General features: G+C 33.9%; 25 protein-coding genes. All 25 read left to right on the top strand.

The window, feature by feature from the left end:
- Positions 1-49 precede the first annotated feature (49 nt).
- Entirely contained in the window at positions 50-829 is a 780-nt protein-coding gene (locus tag H2O64_RS10715) for a glycosyltransferase family 2 protein (RefSeq protein ID WP_187562190.1), read from the top strand.
- Positions 830-2,047 (top strand): glycosyltransferase, encoded by a 1,218-nt coding sequence (locus H2O64_RS10710; RefSeq protein WP_187562189.1) that lies wholly within the window; start codon positions 830-832, stop codon positions 2,045-2,047.
- Positions 2,048-2,179: 132 nt separating this feature from the next.
- The gene (locus H2O64_RS24205; protein ID WP_262890642.1) at positions 2,180-2,305 is read left to right on the top strand and encodes a hypothetical protein; all 126 of its coding nucleotides are present in this window, start codon (positions 2,180-2,182) and stop codon (positions 2,303-2,305) included.
- Between the two features lie 90 nt (positions 2,306-2,395).
- A complete protein-coding gene (locus H2O64_RS10705) occupies positions 2,396-3,406 on the top strand; it encodes an N-acetylneuraminate synthase family protein (protein ID WP_187562188.1) in 1,011 nt (336 codons plus the stop codon).
- The gene (locus tag H2O64_RS10700; protein ID WP_187562187.1) at positions 3,396-4,091 is read left to right on the top strand and encodes a WbqC family protein; all 696 of its coding nucleotides are present in this window, start codon (positions 3,396-3,398) and stop codon (positions 4,089-4,091) included. The genes H2O64_RS10705 and H2O64_RS10700 overlap by 11 nt, the downstream gene beginning before the upstream one ends.
- 1 nt (position 4,092) lies before the next feature.
- Positions 4,093-5,004, top strand: a complete 912-nt coding sequence (locus H2O64_RS10695) for a glycosyltransferase family 2 protein (protein WP_187562186.1) — start codon at positions 4,093-4,095, stop codon at positions 5,002-5,004.
- Between the two features lie 3 nt (positions 5,005-5,007).
- Complete coding sequence (locus tag H2O64_RS10690; RefSeq protein WP_187562185.1) at positions 5,008-5,643, top strand: acetyltransferase; 636 nt, start codon at positions 5,008-5,010, stop codon at positions 5,641-5,643.
- Positions 5,643-6,767, top strand: a complete 1,125-nt coding sequence (gene rffA / locus H2O64_RS10685; protein WP_187562184.1) for a dTDP-4-amino-4,6-dideoxygalactose transaminase — start codon at positions 5,643-5,645, stop codon at positions 6,765-6,767. The genes H2O64_RS10690 and rffA overlap by 1 nt, the downstream gene beginning before the upstream one ends.
- Positions 6,757-8,415, top strand: a complete 1,659-nt coding sequence (locus H2O64_RS10680; protein ID WP_187562183.1) for a hypothetical protein — start codon at positions 6,757-6,759, stop codon at positions 8,413-8,415. The genes rffA and H2O64_RS10680 overlap by 11 nt, the downstream gene beginning before the upstream one ends.
- Positions 8,416-8,422: 7 nt before the next feature.
- Positions 8,423-9,580 (top strand): UDP-N-acetylglucosamine 2-epimerase, encoded by a 1,158-nt coding sequence (gene neuC, locus H2O64_RS10675; RefSeq protein ID WP_187562182.1) that lies wholly within the window; start codon positions 8,423-8,425, stop codon positions 9,578-9,580.
- Positions 9,580-11,007 carry an MBOAT family O-acyltransferase gene (locus H2O64_RS10670; RefSeq protein ID WP_187562181.1) on the top strand — a complete coding sequence of 476 codons (1,428 nt, stop codon included), beginning with the start codon at positions 9,580-9,582 and terminating at the stop codon, positions 11,005-11,007. The genes neuC and H2O64_RS10670 overlap by 1 nt, the downstream gene beginning before the upstream one ends.
- Complete coding sequence (locus H2O64_RS10665; protein WP_187562180.1) at positions 11,008-11,931, top strand: hypothetical protein; 924 nt, start codon at positions 11,008-11,010, stop codon at positions 11,929-11,931.
- Between the two features lies 1 nt (position 11,932).
- Positions 11,933-12,631: an acylneuraminate cytidylyltransferase family protein gene (locus H2O64_RS10660; protein ID WP_187562179.1), complete on the top strand. Its 699-nt coding sequence runs from the start codon at positions 11,933-11,935 to the stop codon at positions 12,629-12,631.
- The gene (locus tag H2O64_RS10655) at positions 12,628-14,202 is read left to right on the top strand and encodes a hypothetical protein (protein WP_187562178.1); all 1,575 of its coding nucleotides are present in this window, start codon (positions 12,628-12,630) and stop codon (positions 14,200-14,202) included. Before H2O64_RS10660 ends, H2O64_RS10655 begins: the two co-directional genes overlap by 4 nt.
- The gene (locus H2O64_RS10650; RefSeq protein WP_187562177.1) at positions 14,187-15,587 is read left to right on the top strand and encodes a glycosyltransferase; all 1,401 of its coding nucleotides are present in this window, start codon (positions 14,187-14,189) and stop codon (positions 15,585-15,587) included. The genes H2O64_RS10655 and H2O64_RS10650 overlap by 16 nt, the downstream gene beginning before the upstream one ends.
- Positions 15,587-16,732 carry a glycosyltransferase family 4 protein gene (locus H2O64_RS10645; protein ID WP_187562176.1) on the top strand — a complete coding sequence of 382 codons (1,146 nt, stop codon included), beginning with the start codon at positions 15,587-15,589 and terminating at the stop codon, positions 16,730-16,732. The genes H2O64_RS10650 and H2O64_RS10645 overlap by 1 nt, the downstream gene beginning before the upstream one ends.
- Positions 16,725-17,567, top strand: a complete 843-nt coding sequence (locus H2O64_RS10640) for an FkbM family methyltransferase (protein WP_187562175.1) — start codon at positions 16,725-16,727, stop codon at positions 17,565-17,567. Before H2O64_RS10645 ends, H2O64_RS10640 begins: the two co-directional genes overlap by 8 nt.
- A gap of 6 nt (positions 17,568-17,573) precedes the next feature.
- Complete coding sequence (locus H2O64_RS10635) at positions 17,574-18,575, top strand: glycosyltransferase family 2 protein (protein ID WP_187562174.1); 1,002 nt, start codon at positions 17,574-17,576, stop codon at positions 18,573-18,575.
- Positions 18,572-19,351, top strand: coding sequence for an FkbM family methyltransferase (locus H2O64_RS10630; RefSeq protein WP_235982835.1), 780 nt, complete (start codon positions 18,572-18,574; stop codon positions 19,349-19,351). Before H2O64_RS10635 ends, H2O64_RS10630 begins: the two co-directional genes overlap by 4 nt.
- Position 19,352: 1 nt before the next feature.
- On the top strand, positions 19,353-20,468 hold the full coding sequence (locus H2O64_RS10625; protein ID WP_187562173.1) for a glycosyltransferase family 4 protein: 1,116 nt from the start codon (positions 19,353-19,355) through the stop codon (positions 20,466-20,468).
- Positions 20,469-21,518, top strand: a complete 1,050-nt coding sequence (locus tag H2O64_RS10620; RefSeq protein ID WP_187562172.1) for an exostosin domain-containing protein — start codon at positions 20,469-20,471, stop codon at positions 21,516-21,518.
- 149 nt (positions 21,519-21,667) lie between these two features.
- Positions 21,668-22,741: a glycosyltransferase family 4 protein gene (locus H2O64_RS10615; protein WP_187562171.1), complete on the top strand. Its 1,074-nt coding sequence runs from the start codon at positions 21,668-21,670 to the stop codon at positions 22,739-22,741.
- Positions 22,741-24,057 (top strand): hypothetical protein, encoded by a 1,317-nt coding sequence (locus H2O64_RS10610; protein ID WP_187562170.1) that lies wholly within the window; start codon positions 22,741-22,743, stop codon positions 24,055-24,057. The genes H2O64_RS10615 and H2O64_RS10610 overlap by 1 nt, the downstream gene beginning before the upstream one ends.
- Positions 24,054-25,010 (top strand): glycosyltransferase family 2 protein, encoded by a 957-nt coding sequence (locus H2O64_RS10605; protein WP_187562169.1) that lies wholly within the window; start codon positions 24,054-24,056, stop codon positions 25,008-25,010. Before H2O64_RS10610 ends, H2O64_RS10605 begins: the two co-directional genes overlap by 4 nt.
- Positions 25,007-26,599, top strand: a complete 1,593-nt coding sequence (locus H2O64_RS10600; protein ID WP_187562168.1) for a hypothetical protein — start codon at positions 25,007-25,009, stop codon at positions 26,597-26,599. Before H2O64_RS10605 ends, H2O64_RS10600 begins: the two co-directional genes overlap by 4 nt.

Raw genomic sequence — 26,599 nt, 5'->3', positions numbered from 1 at the left:
TACAAAAAGTCAGTCGATTTTCGATATGACGCTTCATTGTATTGAAACAATGATAAAAGCGGAAAAAGACAATACAAATGTTGAATTTGAGGTTTTATTGATAGAAAGTAACAAGCAAATTCACGATTCAGCGTTTCAATTTCCTGACTATGTAAAAGTCATCATTCCAAAAGAAAATTTTAACTTTCATGCCTTTTTAAACATTGGAATTAAAGCGTCAACAGGCGAATTTGTTGGTTTATTCAATAACGATTTAATCTTTAAAAAGAATTGGTTCACGGAAATTCTAAACGTAAAAAAGAAACATCCAAAGGTAGAATCGTTTTGCCCTGTAGATTATGATTCTAAATTTACACCTAAAAGTTTCTTCAAAGAAGCACCGTATCTATTTGGATATAAAGTTCGCCGTCATATAGTTGGTTGGTGTATCATTGCTGAAAAAAAACTATTTAAAAAAACGGGTTTATTAGATGAGCGGTTCAGTTTTTTCTATGCAGATGATGAATACAGTTTGATGCTTCAGAAATACAATAAAAAGCATGTCGTTGTGGCTGCGTCTGAGGTTTCACACTTAGAAAGTAAAGTTTCCAAAGAGCTAACACAGAAGAAAAGTGCTTTTTTTGACGATGTAGAAATTCCTGAAAAGGACATCCCAAGATATATATTTACGGAACAAAATCGTTGGATGTTGGTACGTAAAAAACTCTTGGAAGGTCACATCATTTTTCATAAAAAATGGGGAAGTCCGAAAATGGTTGCCATAAAATCAAAAATTGGACGTATTTTCATGGCAAATGGACTCGGTTTTCTCAATAAATACTTCATGTAGATGAATATTATCTTCCTTGTAAATAACACCAAAATTTCACCAAACGCGAATGGTGGCGCTTCGGTATATTTCAGTCACTTGGAATTATTGGCGAAACTTGGGTATAAGGTGCATGTGTTATTGGTAGATTTTAGCGACAAGCCAAATGGAGAAATCTCATCAAAAGTAAATTCTGAGTATATTCAAGAAATAAAAGGATTTTACAGTGAAATCAATCACTTTCAAGTAGCGCAAATTCATCCAAAAGGAATTGTGAATCGAATCAAAACGGCGATTTCAGCTCCTGAAAAATTTGAATATTTCTTTGTAAATTCTCAAAATGAAAATCTTTTAAAAGAATATATTTCTAAACATAAAATAAATCTCGTTTGGGCAGAATGGCGTTGGACCGCAATTTTAGCGCAGTATTCAAACCTAACAGTTCCGATTGTTTACGCACATCACGATTGGGAATTCAAACTGAGAAAATTAAAAAGTAGTTTATCATTGCTGGAAAAATTCCACCTCAAGCAAAAGAAAAGAGTAGAGTTGGACTTAGTTAAAAATGTTGCTGCCTGTATTTCAGCTTCGTTCACGGAAACGGAAGAAATCAAAGCGTACGGAAATCCAAAAGCATTATACATTCCGTTGACATACCAAGAAGTAACAATAACTCCAAATGATTCAGAAACTCCGTCAATTGTGCATTTAGGCGGCATGGGAACTACGGCAAACAGAATTGGTTTGGAACGTTTCTTAGAAGTATGTTGGGACGATTTAAAACAAAAAATTCCAACAATAGAACTAAAAGTAATCGGAAACTTGAAATATGCTTCCGATTCCTTAAAAAAACGATTAAAAGATCCGCAAATTAACTGTGTAGGTTTTGTGGAAGATTTGCAACCGGAATTAAAAGCGTACGATATTCACATCATTCCATGGGAATACAACACCGGAACGCGCACACGAATTCCGTTGGTTTTCAATTACGCGCAAGTATTAGTGTGTACAAAAGCGGCGGCAAGTTGTTATCCTGAAGTCATTCATGATGAAAACAGTATTTTAAGTGACGATTTAAACCAAATGAAAACACAATTACTAGATTTGTATAAAAACCAAGAAAAGCTGATATTTATAGGCGATAATGCTCGAAAAACGTTTCAAAACCACTTCACTGTTGATCAACAAGTTGAGAAATTGAAGGAGTTTGTGGAGTCAGTTGTCGGTTATGAGTTATGAGTTATGAGTTTTGGGTTGTCAGTATTAAGTTAATAAACAGATAAAATCATATAAAGATTTAGATACATATAAGGTCGCTTTTGATTTGGCTATTAAAGTGCATCATAACTAGAATGTATTTCGCAATTACAAATGATAAAAGAAATATACGAAATAGATGAAGTGACAACTTTACTATCTGATTATGAACAATTAGGAGGAAAACTATATAATTTCATCAAATATGTAGAAAAAGATTGGAAAACAACTAAAAATTAAGCATTTTCAACACACAACACACAACACACAACACACAACACACAACACACAACACACAACACACAACACACAACACACAACTGAGAAAAAATGAAAAAAACCTACATCATAGCAGAAATCGCACAAGCACACGACGGAAGTCTCGGCATGGCGCATGCGTACATTGATGCTGTGGCAAAAACGGGCGCGGATGCAATCAAGTTTCAAACGCATATCGCTGCTGCGGAAAGTAGCGTGCACGAACCTTTCAGAGTAAAATTCTCCAAACAAGATGCAACGCGTTACGAATACTGGCAACGTATGGAATTTTCGTTGGAGCAGTGGAAAGGGCTCAAAGCACACTGTGATGAAGTAGGGCTCGATTTTATTTCGTCGCCATTTAGCAATGCAGCAGTGGATTTGTTAGAAGAAGTTGGCGTAAAACTGTATAAAGTAGGTTCAGGTGAAGTCAATAATTTTCTATTATTGGAGAAAATCGCGAATACCAAAAAACCAATTATCATTTCTTCGGGAATGAGTTCGTTTGCTGAATTGGATGAAACAGTAGCGTTCTTAAAAGGAAAAAACTGCGAATTCTCCATCTTACAGTGCACAACGTCATATCCGACAGCGCCTAAGCAATTTGGGTTAAACGTTATTCAAGAATTAAAAGAAAAATATCAGGTTTCTATTGGTTTTTCAGATCATTCTTCAGGAATCGAAGCGGGAATTGCTGCTGCGACTTTAGGTGCGGAAATTCTAGAATTTCATGTGGTTTTTGACAAAGAAATGTTCGGTCCAGATGCAAAATCATCCTTAACATTTCCAGAAACGACACAATTAGTAAAAGCAGTCAGAAACATTGATGAAGCGTTGAATCATCCAATAGATAAAAAAGACAATTCGCAATTTTCGGAACTCAAACAAATATTTGAAAAATCATTAGCGGTTAATAAAGACTTGCCAAAAGGACATATCTTGACGTTTGATGATTTGGAAGCGAAAAAGCCAAAAAATTACGGAATCCTAGCGTCAAAATTTCAAGAAGTTATTGGTAAAAAGCTTGTGAAATCTATGAAACAGTGGAATTTTTTAAATGAAGAAGATATTCATGAAGCCTAAAAAAGTTGCCATTATACAATCAAACTACATTCCTTGGAAGGGTTATTTTGATATGATAAATAATTCCGATGTTTTTGTAGTGTATGACGAAATGCAATATACCAAAAACGATTGGCGAAATAGAAACATTATCAAAACCCAAAATGGAACACAATGGCTCACAATTCCAATACAAATGAGCGGGAAATTTGGGCAAAAAATAAACGAAACGGAAGTTTCTAACCAGATATGGCGAAAGAAACACTGGAAAACGATTGTTCAGAATTATAACAAAACGCCATATTTTAATACATATAAAGAAGTTTTTGAACAGTTATATTTAGATGTTTCAGCGACAAATTTGTCAGAAATAAACATTTCTTTTATCAAAACAATCAATAAAATATTGAATATTGAGACTGAAATTATTCAAAGTAAAGATTTGCAATTTAAAGGAAGTAGAAATGAACGATTGATCGAAATTTGTCAACAACTAAATGCAACAACGTATATTTCTGGTCCGAAAGCTAAAAATTATATGGATACTGAATTGTTTGAAACTCATAATATCAAAATAGAATGGGTTGATTATTCAGGATATCCAGAATACCATCAAAAATATTTGCCATTTGAACATGGTGTAACTATATTAGATTTAATATTCAATGAAGGCCCAAATGCTCATAAATTCATGAAAAGTTTCTAAAATGGACATATCGATTGTTGTGCCAGTATATAATGGCGAAAAAACCTTAGAAGCGTTGCATTCACAAATTGTTACATTTTGTGAAGCAGAACAGCTAAAACATGAAATTATTTTTATAAACGATTGCGGCCCTGACAATTCACTCACTGTCTTAAAAAAGCTAAAAGAAGCATTTCCTGAACATATAAAAGTGATAGAGTTGACTCGAAATTACGGGCAGCATAATGCTATTATTGCAGGTTTTACGGCGTGTTCTGGTGAAATGATTATTACGATGGATGAAGATTTGCAACATCAACCAAAAGACATCAAACGTTTGCTGAGTAAGCAAAAAGAAGGAGATTACGATGTTGTGTATGGTGTGAACGAATCCTTAGAGCATTCACGATTTCGGAATATAACTTCTAGAATTCTGAAAAAAGTCCTTTCCTATGCTATTGAAAATTTACACAAAGAGTATTCTGCTTTCCGATTAATTAAACGTGACATTGCGTTGCAATTGGTTGGCATGCGAAATTCATACACATTTTTAGACGGTTATCTAAGTTGGATTACGAATAATGTAGGTAGTACTAGAGTAGAGCACAAAGAACGATTTGCAGGCGAGAGTTCGTATACAACGAAAAAGTTGGTTGAACATTCGATCAATATTCTCTTTACATTTTCAAACATTCCAATTCGTATCTTATCCTATTCGTCCATTTTGATATTTTTTATCACTTTAATTTACAGTGTGTATATTGTGGTTCGGAAGTTAATATATGATGATTTAATTGCAGGTTTTCCAACCTTAATTATCGCTGTCGGAATTGGCGTGAGTTTTCTTTTACTAGGTTTAGGAATTATTGGCGAATACACATACAGAATCAATTTGAAAACGACCAAGAGACCAAATTATACCATCAAGAAATAGCATATGAATACTATCAAATTGGCATACATAGGATATGGAGTTTTGGGAAAGCAAGTTGAAAATTTGCTAAAAAATGCAAACATCAAGGTTTCAGAAACGCTAATTTTTGATGATGTGCAAGCGCAGAAAAGCGCTGACAATTCATATAAATTTGATGCATATAAAAGCAAATTACCTCACGATTATTTAGTCTGTATTGGTTTAGGTTATAAATATTTAGCACTCAAACAAGAAATTCAAAATCATATAAAAAAACAAGAAAATCTGTTGCTAACATTTGTGCATCCAAGTAGTTATGTTGCTTCTGATGCAATTATTGAGCAAGGTGTAATTATTTATCCAATGTGTACTATTGATGCCGGCGTGACTATAAAATCGGGTGCTTTAATTAATAATTCAGTCACTATTTCACACGATACAACTATTGGAGAATGCTGTTATATTTCGCCTGGCGTTGTAATTTCTGGTCGTGTCTCTATTGAAGAACGTACCTTTATCGGAACAGGTTCTCTAATTTCAAATGATGTCAATATTGGCGCTGATTCTGTGATAGGAATAGGAAGTTCGATAACAAAAACAGTACCTGCAAAAACAAAAGGTTTGGGAAATCCTTTCCTTCTGAAAAATATACAATTGTAATGATACCATTCAACAAACCATACATCATAGGAAATGAGCTTTCATACATTACGGATGCGGTTCAATGTGGGAAAATTTCTGGAAACGGAAAATACACCAAACTATGTCAAGAATTCTTTGAAAACGCTTACGGATTCAAAAAATGCTTGCTGACCACTTCATGTACAGATGCGTTGGAAATGGCGGCAATATTGCTCAATATTGTTCCAGGTGACGAAATCATCATGCCAGCGTTTACCTTTGTTTCTACTGCAAATGCATTTATATTACGAGGCGCAAAAATTGTATTTGTTGATAGTAAAGACAGTAATCCAAACATTGACGAAACGAAAATAGAAGCGTTAATCACAGAAAAAACAAAAGCAATTGTCGTTGTACATTATGCAGGAATTCCATGCAATATGGACTACATTATGAATATTGCAAATACAAATAATCTATATGTAATTGAAGATGCTGCACAAGCGATTGATTCGTTTTACAACGGAAAAGCACTTGGAGGTATTGGACACATGGGAACATATTCCTTTCATGAAACCAAAAACATTCAATGTGGCGAAGGTGGCATGTTGATGATTAATGACGAAAAATTTAAAGAACGCGCAGAAATCATTTGGGAAAAAGGAACCAACAGAGCTGCTTTTTTTCGTGGCGAAATTGACAAATATGGTTGGGTTGACATTGGCTCTTCGTTTTTGCCATCTGAACTCAACGCAGCGTTTCTATTTGCACAATTAGAAAACTTAGAAAAAATTCAATCCAAACGAAAACAAATTTGGAACGCATATTACGTAGGTTTACAATTGCTTGAAGAAAATGGACATCTGCAATTCTTCAACTTAGAAGAACATGTTTCTAATGGACACATGTTTTATATGGTTTGTAAAAATTTAGAAGAGCGCAAACAACTCATTCAACACCTAAAACAGCACAACGTACATGCAGTTTTTCATTACCAATCATTACATCTAAGCAATTACTTTGCAGATGAACATGATGGTAGAACGTTGGGAAATGTTGAAAAATATTCAAATCAACTCGTACGATTGCCTTTATATTACGATCTAACGATTGAAGAAGTAGAAAAAATAATAAAAGATATCAATGCTTTCTATGAAGTATAAATTCCCATCAAAAAAGAAAAACATATACTATCTTATTTCTGTATATTATATATTCATATTTGCAATTCTTTTCTTTACTTCTTTAAATTATAACTATGTAGAAGGTGACGATGCGTCTATCATTTTACACCACTTATTTGGAAGAGATGCGGCACTGCAAAAACCATTTTCATCTTATCATTCACTATTTGATACATACCTTGGTTTCTTTGGTTTGGCAAGTGAAGTTGCTTACCGAAAATTTGCGTTGCTTTCCACGTTCATCATGACGTTGGCTTCGTTGTCAGTATTGTCATATTGTGTATTAGTAAAAACGAAACAGACCAATTTAAAAGGCACTTTCTTTCTTTTAATGTTAGTTCCTTTCATGATACCAGAATTACTATTTGAAGGATTATACATAAATCCAACGATGCATTCTTTCTTCTTTTTACTATTATCTTATTGCAGTTTATTGCACTATTTCAAGAAAGGAAAAAACTATTTTTTAATACTTACAGCGATTGCATTCGGAATTGCAACAGGATTTAGATGGGTAAACGGATTCTTTATTTTCTTTTTACTAGCAGAATTGTTCTTGCATTACAGTCAAGTCAACAAAATCGAAAATAAAAACGTCTTTACTGATAAAAGGTTTTACGCAACAAGTATTATATTTGGCGTAAGCTGTATACTTACGATACTGACTTTTATCGCTATTTCAGGATATTCTATTATTGACATCAAAGACACATTTCTTTTTGCGAGGTCATACATGGCGGAACCAATCAGTACGAGTACAAAAATAAAAGCTGCATTCATCAATAATTTTACATTCTTAACGCCAGCTTGTGTCATTTTATTCATCCTAGGAATCGTTGCAACAATAAAAAAAGAAAGCAAGCTCTTATTGCCCCTGTTGCTAACATATTTGCCTTTTGCCATTCTAATAACAGCGGTTGGAACATTTAAAACAATGATTTTTGTATTTCCTGCTTTTCTGTTAATTGTACTTACAGGATGGAATTATTGTTCGAAACGTGTTCGCTTATTGATACTTATTGTCATCTTTATTCCGTGGCTAATAGGCGTAAAAGTGAATTACAATAACGTAGTTTGGGGACCAGATTTTACATTCTCAATCAAAAATAATTCAGACAAAAAAACAGCAAATTCAGACATTGGAATCACGCTGCATGGTGGTTTGGCAATTCCAACACCTGAAGGGCCAAGACCGTTAGGTGGTTTCTTTTCTGTACTTTTGGGTGGAGAATGGTATGCAATTGTTGAAAAAATAAATCAAGAAAGAGAAGACGCTTTTCAATTTGCTATAAAAAATAATGTCCGAATTCTTCAAGGTTCAGATCATTGCATGATGTACACAAAACTCTTTGAAAAAGGATATACAAGTAATGATCCGCTGTTTTATACTAAAAATGGCTTATACTGTGAACGAACATTTACAAACGCAACGGGCGATCAATTAGAAGTAAACTTTTTTATCTTGCGAGATAATCTATACGATAAAGCATCTATGATACAATTTGGGAATGAGAAAATGGTATTTTACTCCGTGATTCCAAACTTTCTAAGCAAATTAGAAAATAAATATCAAGAGCAATTTCAACGAAAAGGTGCTTTTTGGGGAATATTAGAAATTGAAGAATAAGCACACGATGAAAAAAAGAAAAATATGTGCTGTCGTTACAGCAAGACCATCTTACAGTAGAATAAAAACTGCGTTAAAAGCAATTCAAGAGCATCCAGAACTCGAATTACAGTTAGTTGTGGCGGGTTCGGCATTGCTTGGACGTTACGGAAATGCTGTCAATGTCATCGAAAAAGATGGTTTTAAGATCGATGAAAAAGTGTTCATGGTATTAGAAGGCGAAAGCCCAATGGCAATGGCAAAAACTACTGGTTTGGGCGTCATGGAACTTTCAAATGTATTCTACAATCTAAAACCCGATGCGGTCATTACGATTGCAGATCGTTTTGAAACCATTGCAACGAGTATTGCGGCGGCATATCAAAACATTCCATTAGTTCACATTCAAGGTGGAGAAGTGACGGGAAACATTGATGAAAAAGTACGTCATGCAAATACTAAATTAGCTGATTTACACTTGGTTGCTTCGGAAGATGCAAAAGAAAGAGTCATCAAGCTAGGAGAAGATGAAGACTATGTTATCAACACAGGATGTCCGTCTATTGACATTGCCAAAGAAGTATTAGCTGCTGTAGATCACAGTTTCAATCCGATTGAAAAATATGGTGGCGTTGGAGCTGATTTAGACCTTTCTAACGGATATTTAGTCGTGATGCAACATCCAGAGACAAGTCGTTATAAATCGGCAAGAGAAGACGTATTATGTACGTTAAAGGCGATTCATGAGCTAAACATGCCAACTTTTTGGTTTTGGCCAAACGTAGATGCAGGTTCGGATGGAACTTCGAGTGGAATTCGTCATTTTCGTGAAGTAAACGATCCAAAAAACATTCGTTTCTTCAAAAACATGGAGCCAAACGACTTTTTGCACTTGCTAAAAGACAGCGATTGTTTGATAGGAAACTCTAGTGTCGGAATTCGCGAATGTTCCTTTATTGGTGTACCAACAGTAAATATTGGAACACGTCAAAATCGTCGTAAACGTGGGAAAAATGTAGTAGATGTCGCATACGATACTGAACAAATAAAAGAAGCGATTCACGAACGAATTGCTAAAAAAGGAAGACTTTCAGAAGAAATTTACGGCGATGGAAACTCTGGAAAACGCATTGCAGACGCACTGGCAAACACAAAACTAATTGCGCACAAAACGATTATGTACTAATGTTATTCAACTCATTAGCGTTTCTCATATTTCTGCCAATAGTATTTAGCTGCTATTGGTTTTTGCTTCAAAAACAGCTCAGATATCAAAATATCTTAATTCTTGGAGCAAGTTATGTGTTTTATGGTTGGTGGGATTGGCGATTTTTATCCTTAATCATTTTCAGTACAATCGTTGATTACTCAGTTGCGAAAGCAATGCATAAGGCAACATCAGATTCCAAACGAAAATATTTTTTATACATAAGTTTAGCAATAAATCTCGGATTATTAGGGTTTTTCAAATACTTCAATTTCTTCATAGAAAGTTGGGTTGATCTCTCGCAAAGTATCGGTTTACGAGCTAATATAAGTACGCTAAGCATTATTTTACCTGTTGGAATTTCATTTTATACGTTTCAAACCTTAAGCTATACAATTGATGTATATCGTAGAAAAATTGAGCCAGAAACGGACATTATAAAATTCTCTGCATTCGTAGCGTTTTTTCCGCAATTAGTTGCCGGACCTATAGAACGTGCGAGTAACTTATTACCACAATTTTCATTAAAACGGACCTTTTCCTATGAAAAAGCAGTTTCAGGAGTTCAACTTATATTGTGGGGATTATTCAAAAAAGTAGTCATTGCAGATTCATGCGCAACCTATGTAAATATCATTTTTGAAAATAGTGAAAACTACAATTCGAGCACACTAATTTTGGGGGCAATATTCTTTGCATTTCAAATATATGGTGACTTTAGCGGTTATTCAGACATTGCAATTGGCGTTGCACGATTGTTCGGTTTTGATTTAATGACAAACTTCAAAAAACCCTATTTCTCAAGAGACATTGCCGAATTTTGGCGCAGATGGCACATTTCATTGTCCACTTGGTTTCGCGATTATGTGTACATTCCGCTTGGCGGAAGCAAAGGAAGTTTAGGAATTAAAATTAGAAACGTATTTATCATATTTTTGGTCAGCGGATTTTGGCATGGTGCCAATTTGACATTCATCTTTTGGGGATTATTAAATGCACTATTTTTCATTCCACTATTATTATTAAACAAAAACCGTTCAAACACAAACACCGTTGCAGAAAACCATGTATTTCCTTCATTATATGAGCTTTATCAAGTGGTAAGTACATTTATCATTGTAACGTTTGCTTGGATATTTTTTAGAGCAGAAAACTTAAAAGCAGCGTTTACATACCTTCAACATATTTTTGAATGGACAACAGACAAAATCACATATGGCTGGAATTTAGAAATTCTCATTCTTTTAATCCTATTCATAGTCATCGAATGGGTCACACGTACAAAAGAAACGCTACAACTACAAAATCCGTATTTTAGATGGATCTATTATATCGGAATTACACAACTGATTTTATTCTACGGTGCTAAAAACAATGTGGTAGATTTTATTTATTTTCAATTTTAGATGAAACAATTTTTAAAGAAAATAACACTATTCGGAATCGTATTCATAGTAGTAAACGCACTAATTTTTGTGAGTTTACAACGTGAAAGCTTTGGGTTGGTCACTGAAAACAATCGAACTTCATTCATTGAAAATCAAGTGCATACGCCTAAAATAATAATTTCTGGCGGTTCCAATGTTGGCTATTCGTTGGATTCAGAATTGTTATCTAAAAATTTACAGCAAGAAGTGTACAATGTTTCATTTTCAATCTCGCATGACTATGAATATGTGTTGAATTATATCGCTTCAAGCCTTAAAAAAAACGACACATTCTTGTACATTCCTGAATATGATCAATATTATATCAACAATGAAAACACAATGTCAGATGCGCTTTGCGTGAGTATTTACAACAAACCATCAACCTTTCAATACCTGAACTTTCAGCAAAAAATAAATTTTCTAACGAAAGTTCCAAAACTAAACATTCTGTTGCTTTACAAAAACCTGAAACATCTAGTTTCTAACAAAACTATCATGTTAAAAACGGATAATCGTGGTGATTATGTAACACATTTAGAGCAATCTGCAACTTGGAAAAAATCAGCAATCACACGCTATGAAAAGTATAAGTATGATCATAAATTGAGCAATCAATTCAAAAATGCATTACTCAAAGCGCAAAAAATAGCCGAAAGTAATGGTGCTATTTTTTACATATCATATCCTTCCATCGCACAATCACAGTACGACGAGCGTTTTTCAAAAGATTTAAAAAAATTCTACAAAAACAGTGGTTTAAAATTGATTGGACAACCAGAAACCTATATCTTTTCAGACGATTTAATATTTGATCATCCGTATCATTTGACGAAAGAAGGACGGAAAAAGCGAACTCAATTTTTAACAAAAGACATTCAAAAAGGATTTACACAAAAATAGAATGAAAATCTTAGCAATCATACCGGCAAGAGGCGGAAGCAAAGGTGTTCCAGGGAAGAATAAAAAATTACTTCTTGGAAAACCGTTAATTCAGTACAGTATTGACGCAGCGTTGCAATCAAAACACATTACGGAAGTTGTGGTCACGACGGACGATGAAGAAATTATTTCTATTGCTAAGTCGCTTGGTGCGAATGTTCCCTTTGTAAGACCAAAACACTTGGCGGAAGACACAACGCCAACATTACCAGTCATTCAGCACGCAATTTCACACTTTGAAGCGGAAGGAAAACTGTTTGATGCGATCTGTTTATTACAACCAACAAGTCCATTTCGACCCAAAGGTTTTTTAGACAAAGCGCTCGAAACATTCATAGAAAAACAAACAGACGCGTTAATTTCTGTATTAGAAGTTCCACATCAATACAATCCGCATTGGACGTTTGAACCAAATAAAAATGGTATCTTAGAGATAGCAACTGGCGAAAAAAACATCATTCCCAGACGACAAGAATTGCCAAAAGCATATCATAGAGATGGAAGTATTTACATCACAAAAACGAATATCATTCAAAATGAAAATTCTTTATACGGAAATTCACTATCTTATATAGTTTCTGATTCAGCATACTATGTAAATATTGATACGCAAGAAGATTGGCAAAAAGCGGAGGAATTAGCTAAAAACATTACACTTTGAAATTTGAAAAACATACCATAACAAACTTTCATATTTCCTTTGACAAAAAAGCATTTCATGTGGAATTGTTCAAAGCGGAAAAACAGGGAAGTACATTGTATTGGATTGAAGATGATCACTACGAAATCATTTGGTATTCGTCAGATCATCATGAAGAAAAAATTAGAGATTTCTTAGAAAAATTACACTATCATTTTGAAGAAACGCTAGAAAGTATATACAATTATGTTGGTGGTATTTTTGAAATTTTTATTCGCAATAAAGAAAATCATAAACTATTAATTGTAAATGATTTATATGGTGTAAATGGAAGTTTTAGTTTAATTAAAAATAATCAACTTAATTTCTTCTTAAACTTTCAAAATTTCAATCAACTTGAAGTTCCTTTAGAATTAGATGTAATTGGTTTGCAAGCACACTTTGCGTTTGGGTATCAAGTGAAACCATTTCCATTACCATACAAAAATATTACACAAATTGAAGGCGGGAAACTCCATACATTTGATTCAGCATTAAAACACGAAACAACAGCTTTAGCAATCAACTTTTCAAACAATAAACCATCATTTTCGTTAAAAAATGGTATGAATGCTACTGAAAAGCTATTCATTGGTGCCACTGCAGGAAAAGATAGTTTGGCATTGTTAAGTCAAGTAAAAGAAGGAAGCGAATATATAAAAGCAGGAAACTTCGGGAATATCTATTCCGCAGACGTCATTCAAGGAAAGGAAATCGCGGTCAATCTCGATTTAGAATATAAATATACAACCTTGTGTGATGAAGACGAATTTGAGCACTATGCAAGGCAAATAGCGATGATTTCTGGCGGATTGGCAACAGTTTCGTACGTAGACATGTTAAAATTTGTTGATGAAGGAATTCCAGAAAACTACAGTTATGTCATGGGTGAAGCAGGCGAGTGCGTGCGTATGTTTTTCCCAGAAGATACCAATCTAGCGAAAGCGATGCATAACTATTTAACGCCAAAAGAATTTTTATTAGATTCATTTACAAATGATTATCTAGGTTTTTTAAATCAATATCCTGAAAATATTTCATCGGCTGTTGCCGAAAACTACACAGGAAACTCCAATGCTGAAATCTTAGTCAATTTTTACAGAAACGGACGTTTGCCAGGCAATTTTGGAAACAGACACAAGCTTTTATCCGTTTTTAGAGATAAAATTACACCGTTTTTACATGAAGATTTCATCAAGCAAACGCACAATTTGCCTCATGAACGCTACGAAAATGATAAAATTCATGAGCAAATCATTTATGATAGTAACCAAGATTTATTGCAATTCTTTAAAAACCCGATCAAGTCCGAAATCTCTGTGCAAGGTTGGAATGAACGTATTTCTGACGATACAGGAAACGTGTTGTATAAGCTCTTGGAAAAACACATTCACGCCTTAAAAACTGTCTTTGACATGGAAAAAGTATTACAACTTGTAAAAAAGCAGCAAAAAAGTCCGAATAGAGGTGTCTATTTTCTTTTTAGAATCGTTTCAATGGCTATATTTGTCGACAGTATCAAAAACGCTGTTGCCCCATGCGAAAAAAGATAATTTCCATATTTGTTGGATATCAAAGTTTTGAAAATCATTACGCAAGTGATTTCTTTGAAGTTCCACAAGAATTTGACATGTTGGTTTGGCACAATGTGAAATCGTCTGCATTGGAAAAATTACCGAATTCTATTCAAACACAACAACTTCCAAGCTTTGATTATCAAGGGAAAACCGACTTTTTACGCTATCTAAAAGCAAAAACAACCTTACGTTACAACGACAAAGTTCAAGCGCGAAAAGATCATTTATTATATAGAGTTTCACCTGGGAAAAGTAATTTGAAGAAGAAACTAAAATTTGATATAATTAGTTTTTTATCACGTTTTTACGCTTCAAAAAGTGGAATTCAAAAATTAGAAGACAAATTCTTCAAGCAAACTAGAATTTCTAACTATTACAAAGAATGTTTAGCGTATTTAAAAGCTGAAAAACCAGACATCATTTATTGTTCGCATCAAGTGTCAAGTTTATCGCTCGCGCCTGTATTGGCGGCACGTGACTTAGGAATTCCAGTAGTAAGTTTTATTCACTCTTGGGACAATCTTCCGAAAGGAAACAAAATGCTAAAAGCCGATCATTACTTTGTTTGGAGTGATTATATGAATGCCGAAATGCAGCAATATTACACGGATGAAGTCAACGAAAATAAGATTACAGTTACGGGAACGCCGCAATTTGCATGTTATACACAATCTGAATATTTAATTGAAAAAGATTTATTTTATAACGCATACAAGTTGCCAAAAGACAAGAAATTGCTTTGTTTCTCAGGAAATTTTACGTCTATCGGAATGGATGATCCGTTGTATTTAAAAGATCTAGCGGAAGCTGTAAAAGCGCATAATCAAACGAATACTGAGCAATATCATGTGATTTTACGGGCGAATCCTGCGGATTACAATCAAGGATTCATCCCAATTTTGGCACACTATAAAGATGTCATTACGGAAGTCATTCCAACTTGGAATCATGAAGAATTTCCGTTGCCAGAAACCTATAAAGTCAATTCAAATTTAGGCGTTTTATACAGTACATTACAATATAGTAGCGCGATTTTCAATATTGGTTCTACGATGGCGCTTGACGCAATTTTACTCGGAAAACCAGCGTATTACTGTCATTACAAGCAACCAAACGGGCACAAGGATTTCAATATTGATCGTTTGTATCAATTTGTACATTTCAAAACGTTTGATAAACATCCGAAAGCTGTTCATATTTTACAATCTAAAAATCAAATAATCAATATGTTACAAGATTTTGATACCTTAGAAGTACAAAATCGCGAGGAACGCAAAAAATGGGCAGAAAGCATTGCTGCACATCCATTAGAAAACGTACAACAGCGCATGTATACAGCGTTTCAAAACCTATTGAGCTAATGCATATCGGTTTTTTACTTCCCGAATATCCACACGAAAAACTCCCGAAAGCTGCGGGAATAGGAACGAGTACGAAAAATTTACTCAAAGCGTTGGTTGATGCAGGAATTAAAATTACGGTATTTACGTATTTTCAAGATCATCAAGAAGTATTTCAAGATGGAAAAATCACGATTCATAAAATAAAATTGCGGAAATATCCTGTGTTGACATGGAAAATCAACGAAGGAATTATTGAAAATTATATCAACAAAATCATTAAAAAAGATCAAATTGATGTGTTGGAAGTAGTTGATTGGACAGGCATTTCGGCAAATATGACTTTCAACATTCCACAAGTAATGCGTTTGCACGGAACAGATACGTTTTTCTGTCATTTAGAAGGCAGAGAAATTAAAAAAGCAAATTACAATCGTGAGAAAAATGCTTTTCAAAAAGCAGATAAAATCATTGCAGTAAGTCAGTTTGTAGCAGAGAAAACGAATTCGTTATTTGCTGAAAGTAAGCAAGTTAAAGTCATTCCAAACGGAATTTATATGAATGATTTTCAGCCAGATATTACAAAGCGAAAAGTGGGTGTTATTTTATATTTTGGAACTTTAATTCGTAAAAAGGGAATTTTAGAATTGGCACATATTTTCAATGAATTGATTCAGAAAAATAGTAATTGCAGTCTGTTAATCGTTGGAAATGATGCGATTGATGCTAAAGAACAGCGTTCTACATGGGAAATCATGCAAGAGCAATTAAGTGAAATAGCTTTACAGAAAACCAATTACGTTGGAAAAGTCAATTACGACAAAATGAAGGAATTGATCAATGAAGCGAGTGTTTGTGTATTTCCTTCGTTGGCAGAATCGTTCGGAATGGTTACAATTGAAGCGATGGCAATGGAAAAACCATTCGTAACTACCGATTATCCTTGGGCAAAAGAAATCGTAGTAGATGGAGAAACTGGTTTTTTGGTAAACCCAAAATCGCATAAAAAGTTTGCAGAAAAAATTAACCTATTATTGATCGATGAAGAATTTGCTTCCAATATGGCAAAAAATGCCCGAAAAGAAGCCGTTGAACGATTTGATATTATGAAAATTGCGCAACAAAATATAGAAGTGTACGAATCACTAATTGCAAAAAATGATTAAAAAAGTACTCAAAAAGCTTAAAAAACGACGAAAAAAGTTCCAAAGTCACCCATTAATTAATGGAAATGGATATGATGCGTTGTTTCGATATATAAAATTTAATGCGATTCAAACGATCAAACCGAAAACCAGAATTTACAATTGGATTCACGGTTTAAAATTTTATGCTAAAAAAGGTGATGCAGGAATTGTTTCAAATATTTACATAAAACTAGCTGATTATGAGGATTCTATGTTTTTGATGCATCATTTGCATGAAAATGATCTATTTGTTGATATTGGGGCAAATGTTGGACATTTTACGTTATTAGCTTCTGGAGTTTCCAAAGCGCGAACAATTGCGATTGAGCCAATTCCGAATACCTATGAAAAGCTTCAAAAAAACATCAATCTTAATAACTTACAAGACAAAGTTGAGTGCTTAAATATTGGTTTAGGAGAAGATAAAGGCGAATTGAAGTTTACAAAAGGCTATGATGTGATGAATAGAGTAGCGCTTGAAAATGAAAATGTGCCTACAATTTCGGTTCCTGTCCAAAAACTAGATGAAGTATTGCAAAATGAACAGCCAACATTTTTAAAAATTGACGTTGAAGGTTTTGAATATTATGTTTTAAAAGGCGCAACAGAAACCTTGAAAAAAGAATCACTAAAATATATTCTGTTAGAATTCAATAATTCGGGTTCTAGATTCGGAATTTCAGATGAAAAAGTCTTTGATTTTGTGACTTCGTACGGATTCAAACCACTTTCGTATCATGTTGATAAAAAAGAAGTTACCTTAGAAAATTCATTTCGAACAGATAAATTCAACACCATATTCATCAGAGCATAAACTATTATGAAATTCACTCTCATTATATGTACATACATGCGCCCGAAACCATTGCAAACACTTTTGCAATCGGTTACGGAGCAAACTTTGTATCCTGATGAGATTTTAATCATTGATGGCTCAACAAATGATGAAACGAAAGCAATGCTGGATGAAAATCCATACAAAAATCTAATCTATTTTAAGGTAGACGATTCAGAACGTGGCTTGACAAAACAACGCAATTTTGGTATCCGAAAGGTTACCGAAACTAGTGAAATCGTTTGTTTCTTGGATGATGATACGATTTTATCAAAAACATACTTTGAAAACCTAATCGGAACGTATAAAGTGTATCCAAAAGCTTTAGGTGTTGGCGGTTACATCACAAATGAAGTCAAGTGGACGCAAATTACAGAAACAGAAAAACCTACGTCTACATCATTTTATTATGATGGTTGGTTTAGAAGTGAACCTTTGCGTTTCCGAATACGAAAAAAGCTAGGATTACTCGATGATACGAAACCGTGCATTATGCCAACTTTTGCACATGGAAGAGCTGTAGGGTTCTTTCCGCCTTCAGGAAATATATATCATGTAGAAGTTTTTATGGGCGGCGTTTCGTCGTTTAAAAAAGAAATTTTTAAGCAACTAAATTTTTCCACTTATTTTGACGGATATGGTTTGTATGAAGATACCGATTTTACATTGCGCGTATCAAAATTGGGTCAATTGTATCTCAATACGGCGGCACAATTAGAACATCATCATGATGTTGCTGGTCGACCAAATCAGTATAAATATGGCAAAATGGTTGTCAAAAATGGTTGGTATGTTTGGCGTGTAAAGTATCCGAATCCGACAGTAAAAGCAAGAATAAAATGGAATGTAACCACTTTGTTCTTGGCGTTTCTCAGATTTACAAATATATTTACCCATCAAAATAGGATGGAAGCCTTTACTGAATCCGTTGGTAGAATAGCGGCTTGGTTCACATTATGGTTTCAAAAACCCCAAATAAAGTCATGAGTTTGCTCAAAACTATATATAAAATGCTGCCGTCAAAAGGCTTGAAAGAATCGCTTAAACAAGTGTATTTTAATGCAATTCGCAAGGAAAAATTTAAGCGAACTAGCAAAGGGTATTCGACTATATTTTCAGGTGAATTAGAAGTTGTAACAAAACTTCCAATGTATTATGTTGTCAAAGATATCAATAGATACGAGACGTTTTACACCGTTAAAAAAGACGATATTGTGATTGATGCTGGCGCGAATCATGCGTATTTATCTATTTATTATGGTAAAAAAGTTGGCGCAAGCGGAAAAGTATTTGCTTTTGAACCAGACGCGATTAATATTGTGGAAATGGAAGCGAATATTGCATTAAATTCAAGTGTTAAAAATATTCAAATTCAAGAAGAATTAATCTGGAATGAAAACACAAAATTAGAATTTTTTGAGGCTGGAAGTGTTTCTTCATCTATTCACTACAAACCTGAAAATGCTACCGCTATTTTAAAAGATGCCATCACGATTGATTTTTTCCAAAAACGTGAACAATTAGATCGTTTAGATTTCATCAAAATGGACATTGAAGGTGCCGAAATTGAAGCGATGGATGGTTTGGTTGAAGTGCTAGAAAAATTTAAGCCAAACTTCGCAATCGCAAGTTATCATTGGGTAAACGAGGAACAAACTTATAAAAAAGTAGAAGCTTTTTTCAAAGCAAAAAAATATCCGTACAAAACCGTTTTTTATAAAGACGGAGAAGTCATAACCTTTGCAGGAAATAGCATTGCCTAACATGAATTTTTTAATCGTCACACACGTTTTACACGCCAAAAAGGAGGCGAAATTCTTTGCATACGCTCCGTATGTGAAGGAAATGAACTTGTGGTTAAAATACGTTGATAAAGTCACGATTGTTGCGCCATTGTTGCCAAACAAAGAAATTCGTCCGATAGATATTGCCTACGAACACGATCAGATTGATTTTAGACCGATTCCAGCGTTTAATTTATTAAGTGTCAAGTCGAGCTTGAAAGCGCTTTTGGTGTTGCCGATTATCTTTTTTAGAATTATTGCCGCTATGCGAAAAGCAGATCATATTCACTTGCGATGTCCTGGAAACATTGGTTTGATTGGTTGTGTGGCACAAATTTTCTTTCCGTCAAAAACAAAAACGGCGAAATACGCAGGAAATTGGGACCCAAACAGCAAGCAACCTTTTAGTTACCGATTGCAAAAACGAATTTTATCAAATACGTTTTTGACAAAAAATATGAACGTTTTAGTCTATGGTGATTGGCAGCATCAAACAAAAAATATCAAGTCATTTTTTACGGCAACGTATAGAGATACAGACAAAGAAGCAGTTAATGTTCTTACATTAGATGGAATTATCAAGTTTAGTTTTGTCGGTTCATTATCAACAGGAAAACGTCCGTTATTAGCGGTTCAGATCATAGAAGATCTTAAGAAACGTAGTTACAATGTACGATTAGACATTTATGGCGATGGCGTGATGCGAAACGAATTGGAACGTTATATAGAAAAAAATAAATTACAAGAATACATTATATTACATGGAAATGTAGCTGGTGAACAGATTCAAAAAGTACATAAAACATCACATTTTATGATGCTGCCTTCAAAATCGGAAGGTTGGCCAAAAGTTGTTGCAGAAGCTATGTTTTGGGGAAGTTTACCAATTGTGACTAAGATTTCCTGTGTTCCGTATATGTTGGATGAAGGAAATCGTGGTATTTTGATTGATCCAACTTTGGAAAATGCAGTAACCGAAATTGAAAATGTATTGAATGATTCCGAAAAGTATCAAGAAAGTGTACAGAATGCAATTGCATGGAGTCGCACATATACGCTTGATACTTTTGAACAAGAACTAAAATCATTGTTATAAATGCTCAACGTTTACACAGATACCAATTTTATAAAAGCACATTCAAAAGGAGAGAAGTTTCCGTTGATTTATGCCTTGTTATTTGATGAACGAAACGAGTTTCCAGAAGTAAAAAACTATTATCAAATCGTTGAAAATATTCAAGAAGCTGAAGTAGCTTTTTTACCATTTTCATGGAATTATTACTTAAATAATAACTTGCAGTCAGAAGCAGAACGATTTATAAATCAATGCTATACAATTAATTTAAAAGTATTAACGTATGTTTCTGGTGATGAAGGTGTAATGCCTACGAATAAAGATGTATACGTTTTTAGAAATAGTGGTTATAAAAGTAAAAAGTTGGCGAATCAGATTGCGTTTCCGGCGTTTTTTAAAGATCCATTGGTGCATTATATTGAGAAAGAAAACCATCAGGTTCGGATAAAAGGTGAGAAACCTGTGATCGGATTTGTTGGGCAAGCAACGCCAAATTTGTTGAAAGCTGCGAAAGATATTGGCTTGATTGTCTATCGAAACCTAAAATATCATTTAGGAAAATCGTTATTAGAACCGCAACAATGGTTTGCTGCGCCATTTATGCGTTATAAATATTTGAAACGATTAGAGAAAAATACAAAGATTGAAACGAATATTATTTACAGACAACGGTATAGAGCTGGCGTGCGAAAAAATCGTTCTGTTGATAAAACGACGTATGAATTTTACGAAAACCTCAATGATTCCGATTATATTTTTAATTTGCGTGGTGCGGGAAATTTTTCAGTTCGATTTTATCAAACATTAGCGATGGGACGAATTCCTGTTTTGATTGATACCGATTGCTTGTTACCACTGGAAGGAATCATTGATTGGACGCAACATTGTATTCGCATTCCGCAAGGAAAGGAACACGAAATGGAACAACGATTATTGGAGTTTCATCAAAATTTGACACAGGAACAATTTGAACACATTCAGAAAGAAAATAGAAAATTATGGGAAGAATATTTAACCTTAACAGCATTCTTTGCTAGGATTCATGATCTTTTGAAAAATGGAAAATTGTAGCCTTTGAGTGCCTCAGGCTACTTATTTCTCGATACAAATTTGTTTTACAAATTCACTCGAAATGACGGTTTAGAACAAATTATAAATTATTTTACTCATAAACTCATAAACTCATAAACTCATAAACTCATAAACTCATAAACTCATAAATGAAAACCCTTCAAGTCATAGACACTTTAGATACCGGCGGCGCTGAAAAGTTAGCCGTTACGTATGCGAATGCGTTGGTAACGGAAGTGGAAGCTTCGTTTTTGTGTGCAACACGAAAAGAAGGGTTGCTGAAGAATCAGGTTTCAGAAGAAGTTGGGTATTTGTTTTTGAATCGGAAAAGCACGTTTGATTTCGCTGCTATCAAGCGATTGAAAGCTTTTATTAAAGAAAATGAAATTGATATTGTACATGCACATGCAACTTCGTTTTTTATAGTGTTTTTGACGAAAATGATCTATCCGAAGTTTAAAATGGTTTGGCACGATCATTACGGAAATAGCGAGTTTTTGTCTGAAAGAAAGTCGTTTGCACTAAAAATAGCTTCATATGCGATGAATGGAATTATTTCTGTAAATCAACAGTTGAAAGAATGGGCAGAAGGAAACTTGGCAATTGATAAAGTAACGTATTTATCAAATTTTCCTGTAAAGAACGAAACAGTAAAAGCAAGCACAAAATTGCATGGAATTGATGGAAAACGCATTGTGTGTTTGGCAAATTTACGTCCGCAAAAAGATCATTTTTTATTGTTGAGAGCTTTTAAAAGTATTCAAAATGCACAAAAAGATTGGACAGTACATTTGGTAGGAAAAGATTTTGAAGATGAGTATTCGAGAAAAATTAAATTATATATTCACGATCATGGATTGAGCGAAAACGTGTTTGTATATGGAAGTAGGGAAGATGTTTCACATATTTTGGCGCAATGTGCTATTGGTGTGCTATCTTCACAATCTGAAGGTTTGCCAATTGCATTGCTAGAATATGGACTGCATGAGTTAGCCGTGTTGGCAACCGATGTCGGCGAATGCAAACGCGTTGTTTCTGACGAAACGAAAGGGTTTTTAGTAGCTTCTAAAAATACAGAAGCTTTTACAAAAAAGTTACAGTATTTGATTGAAAATGAGAACGATCGTGCCGCAAAGGCAAAAAAAATGAATGAACATATTCAGCAACATTTTGCACAAGAAGCAATTGTGCAACAGTTAATTACATTTTACAGCGAATTGTAATGAGTAAGCAAAAAGAAATCATGGAAAAACGCTTGGCGGCACTAGGAAAATCTACGTTTCTTAAGTTGACGCTATTTGCCATTTTGGTTTCTTATTTCTACAATGTGGCAGTAATGCAATACAGTGTTACCGGAAATAATGAAATGCGATTGTATGATTTTGTGGGGATGTTGGTTATGTATCATTTTTATCAAAATAGAGTCATTTTGCTTTGGTTTATAAAGCGTGAAAAGTATACACATTACTTGTGGATTTTTATTCAATGGGCTATGTTTACGATGATTTTCACGTTTTTCACTAGTTATTTGATTGGGAAATTTTTGTGGATTTTACGAACCATATTATTCATGTATCATTTCTTGATATTTTACTTTTCGTTTGTGTTTTTCCTGATTCTTTTGCGGGATATGAAAATATTACGACAATTTATATATTTACATATTATTATGGCAATTATAGCTTCGTTAGTCGTGTTGTTACAGCACTTTGGAGTCGTTGCTTATTTATGGAGTGATGTGGACAGAAAATCATACGGAGGCTTTTTATCAGGGATTTTAGGACCAAATAAGATTGTATTAGGAATGGTCATGATGATTTCCATTATTACATTTATTGGAGTTTTTATTCAGAAAGAATTAAAAATCAACAAAATAATATTGATTGCAGGAATTGTTTTTACGTTAATTGGCTTAGGTTTAAGCGGTTCTCGGACGAGTTATGTAGGCGTTTTGATTTTTTTGATCTATTTCTTTGTGCGTTCTACGGGGAAATTTATTTATATGTCAATTGTTATCGGAATAGCAATTATAGGGATTACCAATTACGATCCAGAAATATTTTCAATTGTTACCGATGTGTTTGAAGGAAGAGTTGTCAATAAAATTTCAGATCCAACGTTGATTGCGAGTGGTGATGTAAACCAATTGTACGAAGATTTAGGCGCAGGACGAAAAAACTTGTCTTTAATGTATGTTGATTATTTGTTTAATCACATATATGTTGTTCCATTTGGCTCTGGATTTAACAACTTTATATTGGTTGGAAATTCGGCACATAATATTTACTTAACATTGATTAATGAAGTTGGTTTGGTAGGTTTGTATTTCTATGTTCGTTGGTTGTTAAGTTACTTAGGTTTAGGATTCAAGCGTTTCAAATATTTAGAAATCACGCTCAAAGGTTTAGTGATTGCGACCATGGTGACATTATTATTTGGAGAACAATTATATGTTTACCGCCCTGTTTTTGCTATATTGGGCTTGTTTTTATTTGCAACAGCAATATTACTAAGCCCTCGATATTACACAAAGTCATGACAAACTTTTCCGAACATAAAATAGGTGTTGTTATTCCATACTATAATGCAGCAAAGCATATAGAAAAAGTAGTGGAAAAACTGCCCGAATATATTGATACCATTATCATTGTAGATGATTGTGGAAAAGAACCCTTACCCGAAAATTTAGTTGCAGAAACAAAATTAACAGACAGAATTGTGGTTGTAAAAAACAAGAAGAATTCTGGTGTTGGTGGCGCAACTAAAAGTGGTTTTAAAAAAGCCATCGAATTAGAGCTTGACTATGTTATAAAAGTAGATTCGGATGATCAAATGGATAGTGCATTCATTCCTGACTTATTACGTCCATTGATTGAAAATACCGCAGAATACGCAAAAGGAAATCGTTTCAAAGACTTTAAAGCATTGCGGCAAATGCCGTTGACGCGAAAAATAGGCAACTTAGGACTTTCCTTTTTGATAAAAGCTGCTTCGGGATATTGGAATAATTTCGATCCAACAAATGGCTTCTTTGCGATTAAAGTAGATTTACTAAAAAAACTAGATTTCAATAACATTCATCGTGATTATTATTTCGAATCTTCACTAATTTCAGAATTGTATTTTCATGAAGCGAGAATCAAAGATGTACCAATGCCAGCCAATTATGGCGATGAAAAATCGAGCATGCAAGTCTGGAAAATACCATTCATCTTCATTCCAAAATTGACAAAAACATTCTTTAAACGTATTGTGAAAAGTTACTTCATTTACGATTTCAATATTGCCTCTATATACTTATTATTCGGTTTCCCGATGTTTCTCTTTGGGTTGATATACGGAGTTTATAACTGGATTCATTACGCTTCCATAGGCGAATTTACACCAACCGGAACTATCATGTTAATTACGGTTTCGCTAATTCTTGGGTTTCAATTACTTTTGCAAGCCATTCAGTTTGACATCTTAAAAGCTCCAAAATCTGTGTCATGAATCGCAAACATAGCATCGTAATTTTACTCAATATATGTATTGCTTTCGGATATTATTTGGGGAATTTATCCGTAAACGAAACACACTTAAGTTCAGATTTACATAACATCATTCCAATCTGTCTCAAAATTGATGATCCAACGTTGTTTCAACAAGATACTTTTTTGAATGACATTAACAATGTAAAATATTACACACCTTTCTATATTGAAACGCTGCGTTTCTTAGCAAAATTCACCGATGGAAACTATGTGCAAGCGTTGAATTTATTGACGTTTATTTGTCACATTCTATTTGGATTGCTTTGGTATTTCTTACTATTTAGAATCACGAAAAACTTTTGGGTTGCACTTTTTGTGTCTTTGCTCATGCGCGGAATTGTTTGGATTCCAGGTTTTGAATATTGGGGAATTTCCGATTTATGGTCCATGTTGCCACGTGTTGTATACTATGCAGTTTTACCATTGCCATTTTTACTCTTAAATTTTAAAAACAACACAAAATTATATCTAGCAGCATTTTTGGCAGGATTGCTTTTTAACTTTCACCCAATCACAGGTTTAAGTGGAATATTGCTCTTCATCGGATTCATTTTTTGGTATTCGTATCTAGAAGAAAAACGTTGGAAAGCATTATTTCGTAAGCAAAACATACTTTCTTTAGTATTTATTTTTATAGGAATGGTGCCGTTTTTTCTAAGCTATGTCACAAATATTTCCGTAAAAACAGATTACGATTTAACCTTATACAAAGAAGCATTGGCATTAAAATATCCAAGCTTTATTACAGAGCCAACTACTTTTTGGAAAGAATGGTTTACATTCAAATATGGCGCTTACTTTTCAATCGTTTTTGCGTTTGTTGTACTCGCGTATTTAAAAGGAACACACAAAGACCGATTGCGAAGTAACTATTTAATTGGTTTGGCTGCTTTACTATTCATACTTCCAAACTTGGCAACGTTTATTGAACTTGCAGTAAATTCTATGTTTGATTTGAATATTAGAATGTCGTTTCAATTAGTTCGGATGCAGAAACTATTAATTTTGGCGATCTATTTTGCAATTGCATTCATCTTGGATATTTTATACAGAAATGAAAACTTTAAAAAAGTCTTTCCGTATATTTTTGGAGGATTTCTATTGATCTTAATTTTTGGAAAACATAGTGAATTTGACAAATTTCCATTCGTGTCAAACGATATTATCAGACGCGTATTGCCAAACTCTTTAAGTGTTGGAAGCATTGAAAACGGGCAAGAAAGTGAAGATTTGAATGAAGTATTAATTTACATTCGTGAAAACACGCCCAAAGATGCTGTATTTTTTGCGCCCGATATTGGTAGATCAGGTGGAGAACGTTCGGTTGTTTTAGACAGTAAAGGCGCTAATATGTTGATTGAAGGAAATCCAAAACGATTTGTGCAATGGTATCATGACTATCAAACATTCAACACATTACCACGCTTAGAATCAAACCAATATTTACGTGATTATGGTGTAGATTATGTATTAATTTATATAGATTTGCCAGAATTTGAATTGCTGTTTCAAAAAGGAATATGGCGAGTGTATAAAGTGACAAAATAG

The organism is Kordia aestuariivivens, assembly GCF_014397005.1.
GTDB classification, from domain to species: Bacteria; Bacteroidota; Bacteroidia; order Flavobacteriales; family Flavobacteriaceae; genus Kordia; species Kordia aestuariivivens.
The sequence above is the reverse complement of the archived record's forward strand: the minus strand, read 5'-3'. Positions and strand labels throughout refer to the sequence as shown.

Bases quoted from the DNA above. Each gene is read 5' to 3' on its own strand.
- H2O64_RS10605 (WP_187562169.1), top strand. From the start codon at position 24,054: ATGACAAACTTTTCCGAACATAAAATAGGTGTTGTTATTCCATACTAT.
- H2O64_RS10670 (WP_187562181.1), top strand. From the start codon at position 9,580: ATGTTATTCAACTCATTAGCGTTTCTCATATTTCTGCCAATAGTATTT.
- H2O64_RS10705 (WP_187562188.1), top strand. From the start codon at position 2,396: ATGAAAAAAACCTACATCATAGCAGAAATCGCACAAGCACACGACGGA.
- H2O64_RS10630 (WP_235982835.1), top strand. From the start codon at position 18,572: ATGAGTTTGCTCAAAACTATATATAAAATGCTGCCGTCAAAAGGCTTG.
- H2O64_RS10620 (WP_187562172.1), top strand. From the start codon at position 20,469: ATGCTCAACGTTTACACAGATACCAATTTTATAAAAGCACATTCAAAA.
- H2O64_RS10665 (WP_187562180.1), top strand. From the start codon at position 11,008: ATGAAACAATTTTTAAAGAAAATAACACTATTCGGAATCGTATTCATA.
- rffA (WP_187562184.1), top strand. From the start codon at position 5,643: ATGATACCATTCAACAAACCATACATCATAGGAAATGAGCTTTCATAC.
- H2O64_RS10680 (WP_187562183.1), top strand. From the start codon at position 6,757: ATGAAGTATAAATTCCCATCAAAAAAGAAAAACATATACTATCTTATT.
- H2O64_RS10640 (WP_187562175.1), top strand. From the start codon at position 16,725: ATGATTAAAAAAGTACTCAAAAAGCTTAAAAAACGACGAAAAAAGTTC.
- H2O64_RS10660 (WP_187562179.1), top strand. From the start codon at position 11,933: ATGAAAATCTTAGCAATCATACCGGCAAGAGGCGGAAGCAAAGGTGTT.
- H2O64_RS10690 (WP_187562185.1), top strand. From the start codon at position 5,008: ATGAATACTATCAAATTGGCATACATAGGATATGGAGTTTTGGGAAAG.
- H2O64_RS10645 (WP_187562176.1), top strand. From the start codon at position 15,587: ATGCATATCGGTTTTTTACTTCCCGAATATCCACACGAAAAACTCCCG.
- H2O64_RS10715 (WP_187562190.1), top strand. From the start codon at position 50: ATGATAAAAGCGGAAAAAGACAATACAAATGTTGAATTTGAGGTTTTA.
- H2O64_RS10600 (WP_187562168.1), top strand. From the start codon at position 25,007: ATGAATCGCAAACATAGCATCGTAATTTTACTCAATATATGTATTGCT.
- H2O64_RS24205 (WP_262890642.1), top strand. From the start codon at position 2,180: ATGATAAAAGAAATATACGAAATAGATGAAGTGACAACTTTACTATCT.
- neuC (WP_187562182.1), top strand. From the start codon at position 8,423: ATGAAAAAAAGAAAAATATGTGCTGTCGTTACAGCAAGACCATCTTAC.
- H2O64_RS10635 (WP_187562174.1), top strand. From the start codon at position 17,574: ATGAAATTCACTCTCATTATATGTACATACATGCGCCCGAAACCATTG.
- H2O64_RS10695 (WP_187562186.1), top strand. From the start codon at position 4,093: ATGGACATATCGATTGTTGTGCCAGTATATAATGGCGAAAAAACCTTA.
- H2O64_RS10625 (WP_187562173.1), top strand. From the start codon at position 19,353: ATGAATTTTTTAATCGTCACACACGTTTTACACGCCAAAAAGGAGGCG.
- H2O64_RS10710 (WP_187562189.1), top strand. From the start codon at position 830: ATGAATATTATCTTCCTTGTAAATAACACCAAAATTTCACCAAACGCG.
- H2O64_RS10700 (WP_187562187.1), top strand. From the start codon at position 3,396: ATGAAGCCTAAAAAAGTTGCCATTATACAATCAAACTACATTCCTTGG.
- H2O64_RS10610 (WP_187562170.1), top strand. From the start codon at position 22,741: ATGAGTAAGCAAAAAGAAATCATGGAAAAACGCTTGGCGGCACTAGGA.
- H2O64_RS10615 (WP_187562171.1), top strand. From the start codon at position 21,668: ATGAAAACCCTTCAAGTCATAGACACTTTAGATACCGGCGGCGCTGAA.
- H2O64_RS10650 (WP_187562177.1), top strand. From the start codon at position 14,187: ATGCGAAAAAAGATAATTTCCATATTTGTTGGATATCAAAGTTTTGAA.